Genomic DNA, 15,282 nt, shown 5'->3' on the forward strand with positions numbered 1-15,282 from the left:
ACCGCGGCAGGCAAGGAGACTTCGATGACGAGTAGCGACAGCCTCGCGGGCGCCGCGGCGCGCCCCTCCGGGATCGGGCGCGCGGCGCTGATCGGCGGCGCCCTGCTGGCCTGCTTCGCAGTCGCGGCTCTGGTCGGGGTGCGCTACGGCCTGCTCCTGGCCGTGGGGCTCGGCCTCGGCATTACCCTCGAGGGGTTGCGCTTCGGCTTCGCCGGGCCGTGGCGGGCGATGATCGTGCGGCGCGACCCGGCCGGCACGCTGGCGCAGCTTCTGGCGATCGCCATCGTGGCGCTCGCCGCCTTCCCGCTGATCGCCGGCAACCCGGGCGAGATCCTCGGCGCGCACGCGCCGGTGGGCTTCGCGATGATCGGCGGCGCCTTCGTCTTCGGCGCCTGCATGCAGATCGTCATGGGCTGCGGCTCGGGCACCCTGGTCAATGCCGGCTCCGGCAACCCGGTGGGGCTCCTGGCCCTGCCCTTCTTCGCCATCGGCAGCTTCTTCGGCGCCGACCACCTGCTGTGGTGGACCGGGCTCGGCGCGGCGCCGATCATCGCCTTCGAGGGCACGACCGGCCTCCTGGTCACCCTGGGCGGGCTGGCCGCGGTGGCGGCGCTGCTGTGGGTCCGCGCGGCGCCCGAGCACCGGCGCATCCCGCGCCGGCTCTGGCTCGCGGCGCTGTTCCTCGGGCTCTTCGCCATCGGCAACCTCGTGGTGGCGGGCCAGCCCTGGGGCGTGGTCTACGGGCTCGGCCTCTGGGCCGCTAAGGGCGCCGCGGCGCTCGGCGTCGACCTGTCGGGGTCGAGCTTCTGGGGCACCGAGGCCAATCTCGAACGGGTCTCGGACACGCTGCTGACCGACGTCACCTCGCTGACCAATCTCGGCCTGATCGGCGGCGCCTTCCTGGTCGCGGCCTGGCGCGCCGGACTGGCGCAGGGCCTGCCGAAGCTGCCGGCGCGGGCCTGGATCGCGACGGTGATCGCGGGCTTCCTGCTGGGCTATTCCTCGCGGCTGGCCTTCGGCTGCAATGTCGGCGCCTTCTTCTCGGGCATCTCGACCGGGTCGCTGCACGGCTGGGCGTGGTTCGCCGCCGCCTGGGCCGGCGCGCATCAGGGCATCAAGCTCCGGCCCTGGCTGGGATTGGAGGCGCGCGCATGACCACCCGCCGTCCCATCGCCCTTCTCGCGCTGGCTGGAATCGTCGCTCTGGTCGCCGCCGATCTCGCCGCCACCGGCACGCCCGACATCTACGGCCAGCCCCCGGCCCTGGCCTGGGGGTCGGGCCAGGCCGCCGGCGGCGCCCATTGCGCCGCGCTGCCCGACTGATCCGGACAGGCGCGACGCCGCGTTCGAGGCCGGTCCGCCCGCGCCGGCCTCAATGCTGCAGACTGCCCGAGAACAGGTTGATCACCAGCACCCCGGCGAGGATCAGCCCGAGCCCGGCGATCGCCGGGGCATCGAGGCGTTCGCCGAACCAGAGCCAGGCCACCAGGGTGATCAGCACGATGCCGAGCCCCGACCAGATGGCGTAGATCAGCCCGGTCGGCAGCACCCGGATCGGGTAGGACAGGAAATAGAAGGCCAGGCCGTAGCCGAGCACGGTGATCGCGCTGGGCCACAGCCGGGTGAAGTTCTCGCTGCGCGCCAGCGCCGAGGTCGCCACCACCTCGGCGACAATGGCGGCGGCGAGCATCGCATAGGTGGCAAATCCCGGCATCGCGGCCTCCGCTTCGGATTGTCTCGCCCCGGCCTAGCCGGGCGCGGCGCCGGGGTCGAGGGGGTCTGATCCGGCGGCGCGCGCTCCCCTGGAGAGCGCGCCTGGGTCTGGCCCGCGCCGCGCCGGGGGCGCGCCGCGGGCGGGGTCGGGGGCGCTGCCCCCCTGCGGGCCTCCGGCCCGCATTCCCCCCGGGATATTTGCGCTCAGAAGAAGCTGTTCGGGGCGGGTCAGCCGTCGGCGCGGATGCTGGCGTTCTGCGGGTCGTAGGGGCTGTCCTCGGTGACCTCGGCATCCCAGAGCGCGTCCATGATCCGCACCTTGAGGCGGGTGCCCGGCCGGGCAAGGCCGGGGCGCACATAGCCCATGCCGATGGACTTGCCGAAGGCCACCGACCAACCGCCCGAGGTCAGCCGGCCGACGCGGGCGCCGGTCTCGTCGTAGAGCGCCTCGCGGCCCCAGGGATCGGCGTCGCTGGGTCCGTCGATCAGGACGGTCACGCATTTCGAGCGCACGTCCCGGGCCAGCATCTCGGGCTTGCCGTGATAGGGCCGGGTGCAGTCGACGAAGCGGTCCAGCCCGGCCTCGAGCAGCGTCGCGTCGCGGCCGAGCTCGTGGCCGAAGGCGCGGTAGGACTTCTCCTGCCGGAGCCAGTTCTGCGCCCGCGTGCCCACCGGCTTCAGCCCGTGCGGGGCGCCGGCCGCCATCAGCCGGTCCCAGAGATGCGCCGACATCTCGATCGGGTGGTGCAGCTCCCAGCCGAGCTCGCCGGTATAGGCCACGCGGATGGCGCGCACCGGCACCATGCCGAGCTCGATGTCGCGGCAGGCCAGCCAGGGAAAGCGCTTGTTCGACAGCACCGTTTCGGGCGCGGCATCGCGCACCAGGGCGTTGAGCACGGCGCGGCTCTTCGGGCCGGCAATGGCGAAGACGCCCCATTGCGTGGTCACGTCCTGCACGATGATGGCGCCGAATTCGGGCGCCTTGTCCTCGGCAGCCTTGCGCAGGTGGTCGCCGTCATAGGCTGCCCAGGCGCCGGCGGAGACCAGGTAATACTCGTCCTCGGCGAGCCGCGCGACGGTGTATTCGGTGCGCACCGTGCCCTGGGAGGTCAGCGCGTAGGTCAGCGACACCCGGCCGACCTTGGGCAGCTTGTTGGCGGTGAGCCAGAGCAGGAACTCGGTGGCGCCCGGCCCCGAGACGCGGTGCTTGGCAAAGGCGGTGGCGTCGATCAGGCCGACGCCGTGGCGCACCGCCTCGGCCTCGGCGCGGGCATGCTCCCACCAGGCGCCGCGGCGGAAGGAGCGGGCATCGTGGTCGAAGCTCTCGGGCGCGCCCGCGGGGCCGTAATAGTTCGGCCGCTCCCAGCCGTTGACGCAGCCGAACTGCGCGCCCAGCGCCTTCTGCCGGTCGTAGCAGGGCCCGGTGCGCAGCGGCCGGCAGGCCGGGCGCTCCTCGTCGGGGTGATGCAGGATGTAGACGTGTTCGTAGGCCTCCTCGTTCTTGCGGGCGGCGTATTCGGTGGTCATCCAGTCCTGGCCGAAGCGCTTCGGGTCCATCGAGGCCATGTCGATCTCGGCCTCGCCCTCGACCATCATCTGGGCCAGGTAATGCCCGGCCCCGCCGGCGGCGGTGATGCCGAAGGAGAAGCCCTCGGCCAGCCACATGTTCCGCAAGCCCGGCGCCGGGCCGATCAGCGGGTTGCCGTCGGGCGTGTAGCAGATCGGGCCGTTGAAATCGTCTTTCAGACCGACCGTCTCGGACGAGGGCAGGCGGTGGATCATCGCCATGTATTCCTCTTCGATGCGCTCGAGATCGAGCGGGAAGAGATCGGCGCGGAAGCTGTCGGGCACGCCATGCTCGAACCGCGCCGGGGCGTTGCGCTCGTAGGGGCCGAGGATCCAGCCGCCGCGCTCCTCGCGCACGTACCACTTGGCGTCGGCGTCGCGGATCACCGGGTGCTGCGGGTTGGTCTTGCGCCACTCGACCAGCGCCGGGTCGGGCTCGGTGACGATGTATTGATGCTCGACCGGGATCGCCGGGGTCTTGATGCCCAAGAGCTTCGCGGTGCGCTGGGCGTGGTTGCCGGTGGCGGTGACCACGTGTTCGGCATGGATCACCGTGGTCTCGTCGGAGGGCACGAGGTTGCCGCCCTTCTCGACCATCCTTGTGACCGTCACCTGCCAGTGGTCGCCGGCCCAGGCGTAGCCGTCGACCTGCCAGCGCCGCTCGATGGTGACGCCGCGCTGGCGCGCGCCCTTGGCCATCGCCATGGTGACGTCGGCCGGGTTGATGTAGCCGTCGGTCGGGTGGAACAGCGCGCCCTTCAGATCGTCGGTGTGGATCAGCGGCCAGCGCGCCCTGATCTCCGAGGGCGTCAGCCATTCGAAGGGCACGTCCACGGTCTCGGCGGTGGCGGCGTAGAGGCGGAATTCGTCCATCCGCGCCTCGGACTGCGCCATGCGCAGGTTGCCGACCACGAAGAAGCCGGCATCGAGCCCGGTCTCCGCCTCCAGCGTCTTGTAGAACTTGATCGAGTAGTCGTGGATGTGGGTCGCGGCGTAGGACATGTTGAAATAGGGCAGCAGGCCGGCCGCGTGCCAGGTCGAGCCGGCGGTGAGCTCGTCGCGTTCGAGCAGCATCACGTCGGACCAGCCGGCCCGCGCCAGATGATAGGCGATGGAGGTTCCGACGGCACCGCCGCCGACGACGAGGGCTTTGACGTGTGTTTGCATGGCTTCGGCAACTCGCTGCTGGGTTTCCTGCGTGGATAGCGTCTGTGGCGCGGGACGGCGGAACCGGCCCGACTTTCCATCGCGGGAATGCGACATGGCGCCCTCGCGGGGGGACGAAATCCGCGCCCGGGCGCGCCGCGCCGCCGCCGCCGCCGCCGCGCCCGGCCGCGATCCGGCGGCGCCCGTTCCGGCAAGATCATGCTGATTCGGGACCGGATGGGGCCTTTCGCCCCCGGCCCCCGACGCCTATAAGTGCCCCCGGCCCGCCTCTTACGGAGTCGCGGGCCAAATCCATGCGAGGGAACGGGACGCGATGTTCGGACTGGACAGACTCTTGGGCGCCTTTTCGGCGGACATGGCCATCGATCTGGGCACGGCGAACACGCTGGTCTACGTCAAGGGCCGGGGCATCATCCTGTCGGAACCCTCGGTGGTGGCCTACCACGTCAAGGACGGCGTCAAGAAGGTGCTGGCGGTGGGCGAGGATGCCAAGCTGATGCTTGGCCGCACGCCGGGCTCGATCGAGGCGATCCGGCCGATGCGCGAGGGCGTGATCGCCGATTTCGACGTCGCCGAGGAGATGATCAAGCACTTCATCCGCAAGGTGCACCGCCGTTCGACCTTCTCGAAGCCGAAGATCATCGTCTGCGTGCCGCATGGCGCGACCCCGGTGGAGAAGCGGGCGATCCGCCAGTCGGTGCTGTCGGCCGGCGCCCGCAAGGCCGGGCTGATCGCCGAGCCCATCGCGGCGGCGATCGGGGCCGGCATGCCGATCACCGATCCCACCGGCTCCATGGTGGTCGATATCGGCGGCGGCACCACCGAGGTCGCGGTGCTGTCCTTGGGCGACATCGTCTATGCCCGCTCGGTCCGGGTGGGCGGCGACCGCATGGACGAGGCGATCATCAACTACCTGCGCCGCCAGCAGAACCTCCTGATCGGCGAATCGACCGCCGAGCGCATCAAGACCTCGATCGGCACCGCGCGGATGCCCGATGACGGGCGCGGCTCCTCGATGCAGATCCGCGGCCGCGACCTCTTGAACGGCGTGCCGAAGGAGACCGAGATCTCCCAGGCGCAGGTCGCCGAGGCGCTCAGCGAGCCGGTGCAGACGATCTGCGAGGCGGTGATGACCGCGCTCGAGGCCACGCCGCCGGATCTGGCCGCCGACATCGTCGACCGCGGCGTGATGCTGACCGGCGGCGGCGCGCTTCTGGGCGATCTCGACCTGGCGCTGCGCGAGCAGACCGGGCTCGCGGTGTCGATCGCCGACGAAAGCCTGAACTGCGTGGCGCTCGGCACCGGCAAGGCCCTGGAATACGAAAAACAGCTGCGTCACGCGATTGACTACGACAGCTGAGCCGGGCGAGCCTGAGCCCGAGGACCCGACGTGGCACGCGACCGCTCTTCCAGCGACGAATTCACCGGCCCGCTGAAGCGCCTGCTTCTGGCGGCGATGATCTTCGCCTTCGTGGCGCTGTTCCTGGTCTGGCGCATCGACAGCCCGCGGGTCGAACGCTTCCGCGCCCAGGTCATCGACCAGGTGGTGCCGAAGATGGATTGGGCGATGGCCCCGGTCACCGCCGCGGTGCGCATCTTCCGCGATTTCGAGAGCTACACCAACATCTACGAGCAGAACCGCGAGCTGCGCCGCGAACTGCGCCAGATGACGGCCTGGAAGGAGGCGGCGCTGCAGCTCGAGCAGGAGAATGCCCGGCTGCGCGACCTCAACAACGTCCGGCTCGACCCGCAGCTGACCTACATCACCGGCGTGGTGCTGGCCGATTCGGGCTCGCCGTTCCGGCAATCGGCGCTGATCAACGTCGGCTCGCGCGACGGCATCGTCGACGGCTGGGCGGCGATGGACGGCATCGGCCTCGTCGGCCGCATTTCCGGCGTCGGCGCCAATACCAGCCGGGTCATCCTGCTGACCGACGCCACCAGCCGTATCCCGGCGGTGATCCAGCCCTCCGGGCAGCGCGCGCTGGTCCAGGGCGACAACAGCCCGGCCCCGCCCATCGACTTTCTCGAGGATCCCGACATGGTGCGCGCCGGCGACCGCATCGTGACCTCGGGCGACGGCGACGTCTTCCCGCCGGGCCTGCTGATCGGACAGGTCGCGCAATCGCCGGGCGGCCGGCTGCGGGTGCGGCTGGCGGCGGATTACGAGCGGCTGGAATTCCTGCGCGTGCTGCGCGACCACGGCGCCCGCCGGGTCACCACGCCCTCGGCGCTGATCCTGCCCGAGACGCCGCCCGCGGTGCTGCCGCCGCCGCCCGAGAGCGACGGGGCCGACGCCCCCGCCCCCGCGGATGGTTGACGCCATCGAACTGCGCGTCTGGACGCGCCGGGCGCTGGTGGTGGGGCTCGGCCTCGTGGTGATGTTCTTCCAGCTGCTGCCGGTGGACGCGCTGCCGGCGCGCCTTGCCGGGCCCGACGTCATGCTGGCGCTGCTCTTCGCGCTGGCGGTGCGGCGCCCGGCCTACGTGCCGTTCTGGCTGGTCGGCCTGCTCATGCTGCTGGCCGATCTGGTGTTCCAGCGCCCGCCCGGGCTCTGGGCGGCGCTCACCGTGATCTCGCTGGAAAGCCTGAAGACACGCGAGCGGCGCAGCCGCGAGACCGCCTTCGCGATGGAATGGGCGGCGGTGGCCACTGGTCTGATCGTGATGGCGCTGATCTATCAAATCGCGCTCTGGGTGCTTATCATCCCGATCGCGAACGCCCCCCTTCTCGCGTCCCAGACCGTGCTCACCATCCTCGCCTACCCGGTGGCCGCGGCGCTGGTGCAGCTCCTCTTCGGACGCGCGGGACGCGGCGGCGGGGAAACCGACCGGACGGGATATGGCCGATGAGACGCACGCCGAGGGACAATGCCGACAGCGCCCGCCGCATCACCCGGCGCGCCCTTGTGCTGGGCGGCGCCCAGGCCGGGTTCGCCGGCCTCTTGGCCTGGCGCATGCACGACATGCAGGTCGAGCAGGCCGACGAGTTCCGCCTGCTGGCCGAGGAGAACCGCATCAACATGCGGCTGATCCCGCCGGCGCGGGGGCAGATCTTCGACCGCAACGGGCTGGTGATCGCCGCCAACGAACCGGCCTACCGCATCACCATCGTGCGTGAGGATGCCGGCGACGTCGATGACGTGATCCGCCGCCTCTCGGCGCTGGTGGAGCTCGATCCCGGCGAGCTCGAGCGGGCCCGCGCCGAGATGGCGCGCTCGGCGCCGTTCCTGCCGATCGCGGTGGCCGACCGGGTCAGCTGGGAGGCGGTGAGCCGGGTGGCCGCCAACGCCCCCGCCCTGCCCGGCGTCTCGCCCGAGGTCGGGCTGTCGCGGCACTACCCGCACGACGAGATCTTCGCCCATGTCGTGGGCTACGTGCAGCCGGTCTCGGAGCGCGACCTGGCGCGCTACGAGGATCCCGACCCGGTGCTGCGGATCCCGCGCTTCCAGTTCGGCAAGATCGGTGTCGAGACCAAGTACGAGGACATCCTACGCGGCCGCGCCGGCTCCAAGCGCGTCGAGGTCAATGCCGCCGGCCGGGTGATGCGCGAGCTCGACCGCCGCGAGGGCGAGGCCGGCGCCGACCTGCAGCTCACCGTGGACACCGCGCTGCAGGATTACATCGACGTCCGGCTGGGCGACGAATCGGCCTCGGTCGTGGTGATGGATCTCGAGCACGGCGATCTCCTGGCGATCGCCTCGGCGCCGGGCTTCGATCCCAACAAGTTCGTCCGCGGCATCTCCTACGACGATTACGGCGCGCTGCAGAACAACGAACGCCACCCGCTGGTCTCGAAGACCGTGCAGGGCTTCTACCCGCCGGGCTCGACCTTCAAGATGATCACCGCCATGGCCGGGCTCGAGGCCGGGATCATCGGCCCCAATGACACCGTCTACTGCCCGGGCCACCTGAAGGTCGGGTCGCGCCGCTTCCATTGCTGGAAACGCGCCGGCCATGGCCACATGAACCTCGAGAAGTCGCTGCGCGAAAGCTGCGACGTCTACTATTACGACCTGGCGCTGAAGGTCGGCATCGAGCGCATCGCCGCCATGGCCCGCAAGCTCGGCCTCGGCCATGCCCACGACGTGCCGATGTCCGCGGTCGGCGAGGGCATCGTGCCCGACAAGGAGTGGAAGCGCCGGCTCTACGGCAAGGAATGGCGCATCGGCGACACGGTGAACTGCTCCATTGGCCAGGGCGACGTGCTGACCTCGCCGCTGCAGCTCGCGGTGATGGCCTCGCGGCTGGCCACCGGGCGCACCATCGAGCCGCGCCTGGTGAAGTCGATCGACGGCGTCGAGGAGCCGAGCCGCGGCGGCGACCCGATCGGGCTGAACGAGAACCACCTGCGCTGGGTCCGCAAGGCGATGTTCGAGGTGGTCAACAACAGCCGCGGCACCGCCTTCCGCGGCCGCATCGTCGCCGACGGGCTCTCCATGGCCGGCAAGACCGGCACCAGCCAGGTCCGCAACATCACCGCGGCCGAACGCGCCCGCGGGGTGATCCGCAACGAGGACCTGCCGTGGAAGCGCCGCGACCACGGCCTGTTCGTGAACTTCGCCCCCTACGACAATCCGCGCATCGCCGTGGCGGTGGTGGTCGAGCATGGCGGCGGCTCGGGCGCCGCCTATCCGATCGCCCGCGACGTCACCCTGCAGGCGCTCTACAAGGGCGATCCGCCGCTCGAGGCCTATCCCAGCTCGGACCGCGAGCGCATCCGCGAACAGCAGGAACGGCTGGCCGCGGAACGCCGGCTGAAACCCGACGACGCCAAGAGCCGCGCATGAGCTACCTCGAATACACGGTCAAGACGGTCCCCGGCGGCTGGCGCAAGATCCTCTACCTGAACTGGCCGCTGGTGGTGCTGCTCACCGCGGTGGCGAGCGTCGGCTTCCTGATGCTCTATTCGGTGGCCGGCGGCAGCCTCGACCGCTGGGCCGAGCCGCAGATGAAGCGCTACGGGCTGGGCCTCGCGCTGATGTTCGTGGTCGCCATGGTGCCGATCTGGTTCTGGCGCAACATGGCGGTGCCGGCCTACCTCCTGTCGCTGGGCCTGCTGGTGCTGGTCGAGTTCTTCGGCACGGTCGGCATGGGGGCGCAGCGCTGGATCGACCTCGGCGTGATCCGGCTGCAGCCCTCGGAACTGATGAAGATCGCGCTGGTGATGATCCTCGCGGCCTATTACGACTGGCTGCCGATGAAGAAGACCTCGCGCCCGCTCTGGGTGCTGATCCCGGTGCTGATCATCCTCGCCCCGACCTTCCTGACGCTGACCCAGCCCGATCTCGGCACCGCCATCCTGCTGCTCACCGCGGGCGGTCTGATGATGTTCCTCGCCGGCGTGCACTGGGCCTATTTCGGCGCCGTGGTGGCCGCCGGGACGGGCTTCATCGCCACCGTCTTCGAAAGCCGCGGCACCGATTGGCAGCTCCTGAAGGATTACCAGTTCCGCCGCATCGACACCTTTCTCGACCCCTCCACCGACCCGCTCGGCGCGGGCTACCACATCACCCAGGCCAAGATCGCCATGGGCTCGGGCGGCTGGACCGGGCGCGGCTTCATGCAGGGCACGCAGTCGCGGCTGAACTTCCTGCCGGAGAAGCACACCGACTTCGTCTTCAACACCCTGGCCGAGGAATTCGGCTTCGTGGGCGGCATGTCGCTGCTCGGCCTCTACGTGCTGGTGCTGGTCTTCTGCATCGCCTCGGCATTGCAGAACCGCGACCGTTTCTCGTCGCTGCTGACGCTGGGCATCGGCCTGACCTTCTTCCTGTTCTTCGCCGTCAACATGTCGATGGTCATGGGCCTGGCGCCGGTCGTCGGCGTGCCGCTGCCTCTGGTCTCCTATGGCGGCTCGGCGATGCTGGTCCTGATGCTGGCCTTCGGGCTGGTGCAGAGCGCCCATATCCACCGCCCGAGGTAATCCATGCCGGTTCCCGTCCTCTTCGCCGCCGGCGCCGATCTCTGGGCCGAGTACGAAACCCCGCTGCGCGACGCCTTCGCCGCGGCCGGGCTCGAGGTCAGGCTCGGGCCCGACCTGCCGGAGGCGGACGTGCGCTACATCGTCTACGCCCCCGACAGCGCGGTGCAGGATTTCGCGCGCTTCCCCGACCTGCGCGCGGTGCTCAACCTCTGGGCCGGGGTCGAGGCGGTGGTCGGCAACCCGACGCTCGACGTGCCGCTGGCGCGCATGGTCGACGCGGAGGGGCTGACCCGCGGCATGGTGGAATACGTAACCGGCCACGTGCTGCGCCACCATCTCGGCATGGACGCCCATATCGTGAATCCCGAGGCGCGCTGGGATCACCGGCCGCCGCCGCTGGCCCCCGACCGCCGGGTGACGATCCTCGGGCTCGGCGCGCTGGGCTCCGCCTGCGCCGCGGCTCTGGCGCGGTTCGGCTTCGACCTGCGGGGCTGGAGCGCCTCGCCCAAGGTGCTGCCCGGCGTCGCCGCCCATCACGGGCCCGAGGGCCTGGCCCCGGCGCTCGACGGGGCCGAGATCGTGGTGCTGCTGCTCCCCGACACCGCCGGGACGCGTAACCTCATGGATGCCGAAGCGCTGGCGCGCCTCGCCCCCGGCGCGGCGCTGATCAATCCCGGCCGCGGCACGCTGATCGACGAGGCGGCGCTGCTGGCGGCGCTCGACGCCGGGCAGCTCGGCCATGCCACGCTCGACGTCTTCCGCACCGAGCCGCTGCCCCGTGACCACCCGTTCTGGGACCACCCGAAGGTCACGGTGACGCCGCATATCGCCTCCGAGACCCGCGCCCCCTCCGCCGCCCGCGTGATCGCCGAGAACGTGCGCCGCGGCGAGGCCGGCGCCCCCCTCCTCCATCTGGTGGACCGAGACCGCGGCTACTGACCCGAAAGGATTCCGATGACCGACCTGAAGATCGCCCCCTCCATCCTCGCCGCCGATTTCGCCGATTTCGGCCGCGAGATCGAAGCCGTGGAGGCGCAGGGCGCCGACTGGATCCATGTCGACGTGATGGACGGGCATTTCGTCCCCAACATCACCTTCGGCCCGCAGATGTGCGCCGCCATCCGGCCGCACATCAAGACGGTGATGGACGTGCACCTTATGATCGCGCCGGTCGATCCCTATATCGAGGCCTTCGCCGCCGCCGGCGCCGACATCATCACCGCCCATGTCGAGGCCGGGCCGCACATCCACCGCACGCTCCAGGCGATCCGCGCCGCCGGCGCGCGCCCGGGCGTGGCGCTCAACCCCGGCACCCCGGTCGAGGCGGTGGCGCCGCTGCTCGACATGGTCGACCTGGTCTGCGTGATGAGCGTCAATCCGGGCTTCGGCGGGCAGAGCTTCATCCCCGAGACCCTGCCCCGCATCCGCGCGCTGAAGGCGCTGATCGGCGACCGCCCGGTCGAGATCGAGATCGACGGCGGCGTCGACGTGAAGACCGCGCGCGGCTGCGTCGAGGCCGGCGCCGACGTGCTGGTGGCGGGCTCTGCGGTGTTCCGCGGCGGCTCGGCAAGTGCGCCCGCACCCTATGGCGAGAACATCCGCGCGATCCGCAGCGCCGCGACCAGCGTGATGGCCTGAGCCGGCCGGCCGCGGCCGGTCATCCCCGGCCGCGGTAGCGGAAGACGCCGGAACCGGTGGCGATGATCTCGCCGGTCTCGTCGCTGACGCGGGCCTCGGCGAAGAAGGTGCTGCGCCCGCCGCCGGTGCGCCAGCCCTCGCCGATCATCACCTCGCCGCGCGGCCGGGACAGGTACTGCACGTTGAGCGACAGGGTCAGCGCGTGCTGCACCACCCCCGGAGCGCCGGTCCAGCAACCGGCATAGCCCATCACCGTGTCGATCAGCGAGGCATGGGCGCCGCCATGCGGATTGCCGTGGCGGTTGCCGAGATGTGGCGCGATCGGCAGCTCGAAGCGGGCGTAATCCTCTCGCCACTCCACCATCCGGATTCCCAGATGCTGGAGATAGGCATAGGCGTCCTCGCGGAAACGCTCGTCCATGTCGTCTGTCCCCCTGCCGTGCCGCTTGCCCGCCCTTGTCGGCCAGCCGGCGGCCGGGGTCCAGACCCCGGCGTCAGGTGGCGTCCGGCGCCGCCGGGTAACGCGCCCGCAGGGTCAGCTTCGACACCTTGCCGGTGGCGGTGAGCGGCAGGTCCTCGGCCAGCACCATGGCGTCGGGCAATTGCCAGCGGGCGATCTCGGGCATCATCGCGGCGTGCAGCTCGGCAAGGTCGGGCGGGTCGCCCGGATCGCGCGGCACCACCACCAGCAGCGGGCGCTCGTCCCACTTCGCGTCCGGCACCGCGATCACCGCGCAATTGGCCACCTTGGGATGGCCCATCACCAGGTTCTCGAGGTCGATGGAGCTGATCCATTCGCCGCCCGACTTGATCAGGTCCTTGGTGCGGTCGCGGATCACCACGAACCCGTCGGGATCGATGCTGGCAAGGTCGCCGGTGCCGAACCAGCCCTCGGCGTCGAAGGCGGCGCGGCTGGCCTCCTCGTTGGCGAAATAGCCCGCGATCACGGTGTTGCCGCGCACGAAGAGCTCGCCCGCGGCGGTGCCGTCATGCGGCAGGCGCTGCCCGTCCTCGCCGACGATCTTCAGCTCGATCCCGAAGAGGCGCCGGCCCTGCTTGGCCTTCAGGCGCATCTGCTCCTCGAAGGGCGCGTCGCGCATCGGCGCCGAGAGGCAGCCATGGGTGCCGACCGGGCTCATCTCGGTCATGCCCCAGGCATGGATCACCTCGATGCCGGCCCGTTCGAAGCCCTCGATCATCGAGCGCGGCGCGGCCGAGCCGCCCACCACCACCTGGGCGAAGCCCGCCGGAGGACGGCCGCGCGCCTCGATCTCGGCGCGCAGCCCGAGCCAGACCGTGGGCACGCCCCAGGCCGAGGTCACGCCCTCCTCCTCCATCAGCTGCCAGAGTGCCGACCCGTCGAGCCGCGGCCCCGGCATCACCAGCCCGGCGCCGATCAGCGGCGCCGCGTAGGGCAGGCCCCAGGCATTGACGTGGAAAAGCGGCACCACCGGCAGGATGCGCGCGCCCTCGTGCAGCGAGCGCGACACCGCGAGGCCCAGCGCCATGGCGTGCAGCACGGTGGAGCGGTGCGAGTAGAGCGCGCCCTTGGGGTTGCCGGTGGTGCCCGAGGTGTAGCAAAGCGCCGCGGCGCTGTCCTCGGGCAGGTCGGGCCAGTCGCAGCGGTCGGGCTGGCCGGCGAGCAGGTCCTCGTAGGCCAGAAGCGTGAGGGCGGTGTCGGGCAGCGCTTCGCGGGCGCAGAGCGCCACCAGCGTGAGGCCGGGGGGCAGGCGGTCGGCCAGCGCCTCGATCAGCGGCACGAAGCTGAGGTCGAGGCAGAGCACCCGGTCGCCGGCATGGTGCAGGATGTAGAGCATCTGCTCGGCGGCGAGCCGCGGGTTGACGGTGTGGCAGACCGCGCCGATCCCGGCCGTGGCGTAGTAGAGCTCCAGATGGCGATGGCCGTTCCAGGCCAGCGTCGCGACGCGGTCGCCGCGCCCGATGCCGAGACCGCGCAGCCCGCGCGCCAGCTGCGCGGCGCGGCGGTAGGTGGCGGCGTAATCCTGGCGGTGGCGGTCGCCCTCGACCCGGGCGGAGACCACTTCGGCGCCGGGATGCACCTCCGCGGCGTAGCGCAGGATCTCGATGATCGACAGCGGCCGGTTCATCATCATGGCGTCCATCCGGCGGCCCTCCCTTGCCCTCCGCGTTCTCGGGGTCACCTTGCGGTGCGAGCCCGCGCCGAGGCAACACCGCCGAACCGACGACACCCGAACCGGAGACTTCCGATGACCGAGACGCTGCGCCGCATCACCCTTGCCCGCCGGCCCGAGGGCGCCCCCGTGCCCGAGGATTTCAAGCTCGAGACCGCCCCCCTGCCCGATCCCGGCCCGGGCGAGGTGCTGGTGGCGGTCGAGCACCTGTCGCTCGACCCCTACATGCGCGGCCGCATGGACGACGCCAAGAGCTACGCCGAGCCGGTGGCCTTGGGCGGCACGATGACCGGCCAGGGCGTCGGCCGGGTCGTGGCCTCGCGGGCCGAGGGCTTCGCCGCGGGCGACCGCGTCACCGGGATGACCGGCTGGGCCGATCACGCGCTGCTGCCGGGCGCCGAGCTGCGCAAGCTCGACCCCGCGATGCCGCCCACCGCGGCGCTGGGCGTGCTGGGCATGCCCGGCTTCACCGGCTGGGCCGGGCTGCGCGCCTATGGCCGCCCCAAGGCCGGCGAGACGCTGGTGGTGGGGGCGGCGACCGGGCCGGTGGGCTCGATGGTCGGGCAGCTGGCGCGGATGGCCGGGCTGCGCACCGTGGCGGTCGCCGGCGGGCCCGAGAAATGCGCCGAGGCGCGCGAGGTCTACGGCTTCGACGCAGCCATCGACCACCGCGCCCACGCCGATGCGTCGAGCCTGCGCCGGGCACTGGCCGAGGCGGCGCCCGACGGCGTCGACATCTACTGGGAGAATGTCGGCGGCAAGCTGCTGGAGGCGGTGCTGCCGCTGATGAACATCCACGGCCGCATCCCGGTCTGCGGCATGGTGGCGTGGTATGGCGGCGCCGAGGGCGCGCCGATCCTGCCGGTGGCCTGGCGCGCCATCCTGGTCAAGCGGCTGGCGGTGGCGGGCTTCATTATCTTCGATCACTGGGGGGATTACCCGGCCTTCCTCGACGAGGTCGGTCCCAAGGTCGCCGCGGGCGAGATCGCCTGGCGCGAGGATGTCGCCGAGGGGCTGGAGAACGCCCCCGAGACCTTCATCCGCATGCTCGCGGGCGGCAATCGCGGCAAGCAGGTGGTGCGCATCTGAGCCGCGGCGGCGCCGCCGCGGCCCCGGTCAGG

At 71.2% G+C, this 15,282-nt stretch carries 14 protein-coding genes; 10 read left to right on the forward strand and 4 right to left on the reverse strand.

The genetic code is table 11. The annotated features are described in order from the left end of the window. Positions 1 to 24: 24 nt before the first annotated feature. A complete protein-coding gene (locus ACXYMW_RS05610; RefSeq protein ID WP_459034315.1) occupies positions 25 to 1,155 on the forward strand; it encodes a YeeE/YedE thiosulfate transporter family protein in 1,131 nt (376 codons plus the stop codon). Then, complete coding sequence (locus tag ACXYMW_RS05615) at positions 1,152 to 1,322, forward strand: hypothetical protein (protein ID WP_459034316.1); 171 nt, start codon at positions 1,152 to 1,154, stop codon at positions 1,320 to 1,322. The genes ACXYMW_RS05610 and ACXYMW_RS05615 overlap by 4 nt, the downstream gene beginning before the upstream one ends. A gap of 49 nt (positions 1,323 to 1,371) precedes the next feature. Here the strand turns inward: ACXYMW_RS05615 and ACXYMW_RS05620 are convergent, their stop codons facing one another. Next, positions 1,372 to 1,713 carry a DMT family transporter gene (locus ACXYMW_RS05620; RefSeq protein ID WP_459034317.1) on the reverse strand — a complete coding sequence of 114 codons (342 nt, stop codon included), beginning with the start codon at positions 1,711 to 1,713 and terminating at the stop codon, positions 1,372 to 1,374. 227 nt (positions 1,714 to 1,940) lie between these two features. Continuing rightward, positions 1,941 to 4,445 carry a GcvT family protein gene (locus ACXYMW_RS05625; RefSeq protein WP_459034318.1) on the reverse strand — a complete coding sequence of 835 codons (2,505 nt, stop codon included), beginning with the start codon at positions 4,443 to 4,445 and terminating at the stop codon, positions 1,941 to 1,943. A 313-nt stretch (positions 4,446 to 4,758) separates the two neighbouring features. Between ACXYMW_RS05625 and ACXYMW_RS05630 the strand changes: the two genes are divergently transcribed. From ACXYMW_RS05630 to rpe, 7 genes are read left to right on the forward strand one after another with little or no spacing between them, the layout of a single operon-like run. Next, positions 4,759 to 5,805: a rod shape-determining protein gene (locus tag ACXYMW_RS05630; RefSeq protein ID WP_459034319.1), complete on the forward strand. Its 1,047-nt coding sequence runs from the start codon at positions 4,759 to 4,761 to the stop codon at positions 5,803 to 5,805. Positions 5,806 to 5,835: 30 nt separating this feature from the next. Next, positions 5,836 to 6,765 carry a rod shape-determining protein MreC gene (gene mreC / locus ACXYMW_RS05635; RefSeq protein ID WP_459034320.1) on the forward strand — a complete coding sequence of 310 codons (930 nt, stop codon included), beginning with the start codon at positions 5,836 to 5,838 and terminating at the stop codon, positions 6,763 to 6,765. Further along, positions 6,758 to 7,297, forward strand: coding sequence for a rod shape-determining protein MreD (locus ACXYMW_RS05640; protein WP_459034321.1), 540 nt, complete (start codon positions 6,758 to 6,760; stop codon positions 7,295 to 7,297). The genes mreC and ACXYMW_RS05640 overlap by 8 nt, the downstream gene beginning before the upstream one ends. Beyond that, the gene (mrdA, locus tag ACXYMW_RS05645) at positions 7,294 to 9,234 is read left to right on the forward strand and encodes a penicillin-binding protein 2 (RefSeq protein ID WP_459034322.1); all 1,941 of its coding nucleotides are present in this window, start codon (positions 7,294 to 7,296) and stop codon (positions 9,232 to 9,234) included. Before ACXYMW_RS05640 ends, mrdA begins: the two co-directional genes overlap by 4 nt. Continuing rightward, a complete protein-coding gene (gene rodA, locus ACXYMW_RS05650; RefSeq protein ID WP_459034323.1) occupies positions 9,231 to 10,370 on the forward strand; it encodes a rod shape-determining protein RodA in 1,140 nt (379 codons plus the stop codon). Before mrdA ends, rodA begins: the two co-directional genes overlap by 4 nt. Positions 10,371 to 10,373: 3 nt before the next feature. Next, on the forward strand, positions 10,374 to 11,309 hold the full coding sequence (locus ACXYMW_RS05655) for a 2-hydroxyacid dehydrogenase (RefSeq protein WP_459034324.1): 936 nt from the start codon (positions 10,374 to 10,376) through the stop codon (positions 11,307 to 11,309). Positions 11,310 to 11,324: 15 nt separating this feature from the next. Further along, entirely contained in the window at positions 11,325 to 12,008 is a 684-nt protein-coding gene (rpe, locus tag ACXYMW_RS05660; RefSeq protein ID WP_459034325.1) for a ribulose-phosphate 3-epimerase, read from the forward strand. Positions 12,009 to 12,027: 19 nt separating this feature from the next. Here the strand turns inward: rpe and ACXYMW_RS05665 are convergent, their stop codons facing one another. Together ACXYMW_RS05665 and ACXYMW_RS05670 are read right to left on the reverse strand one after the other, a co-directional pair. Continuing rightward, complete coding sequence (locus tag ACXYMW_RS05665) at positions 12,028 to 12,429, reverse strand: PaaI family thioesterase (protein ID WP_459034326.1); 402 nt, start codon at positions 12,427 to 12,429, stop codon at positions 12,028 to 12,030. Positions 12,430 to 12,502: 73 nt separating this feature from the next. Beyond that, positions 12,503 to 14,131 carry a long-chain fatty acid--CoA ligase gene (locus tag ACXYMW_RS05670; RefSeq protein WP_459034327.1) on the reverse strand — a complete coding sequence of 543 codons (1,629 nt, stop codon included), beginning with the start codon at positions 14,129 to 14,131 and terminating at the stop codon, positions 12,503 to 12,505. A gap of 105 nt (positions 14,132 to 14,236) precedes the next feature. On the opposite strand from ACXYMW_RS05670, the gene ACXYMW_RS05675 reads away from it, so the two are divergent. Continuing rightward, entirely contained in the window at positions 14,237 to 15,250 is a 1,014-nt protein-coding gene (locus ACXYMW_RS05675; protein WP_459034328.1) for an NADP-dependent oxidoreductase, read from the forward strand. The last annotated feature ends 32 nt before the right edge of the window (positions 15,251 to 15,282 follow it).

The organism is Roseivivax sp. CAU 1761, assembly GCF_054482755.1.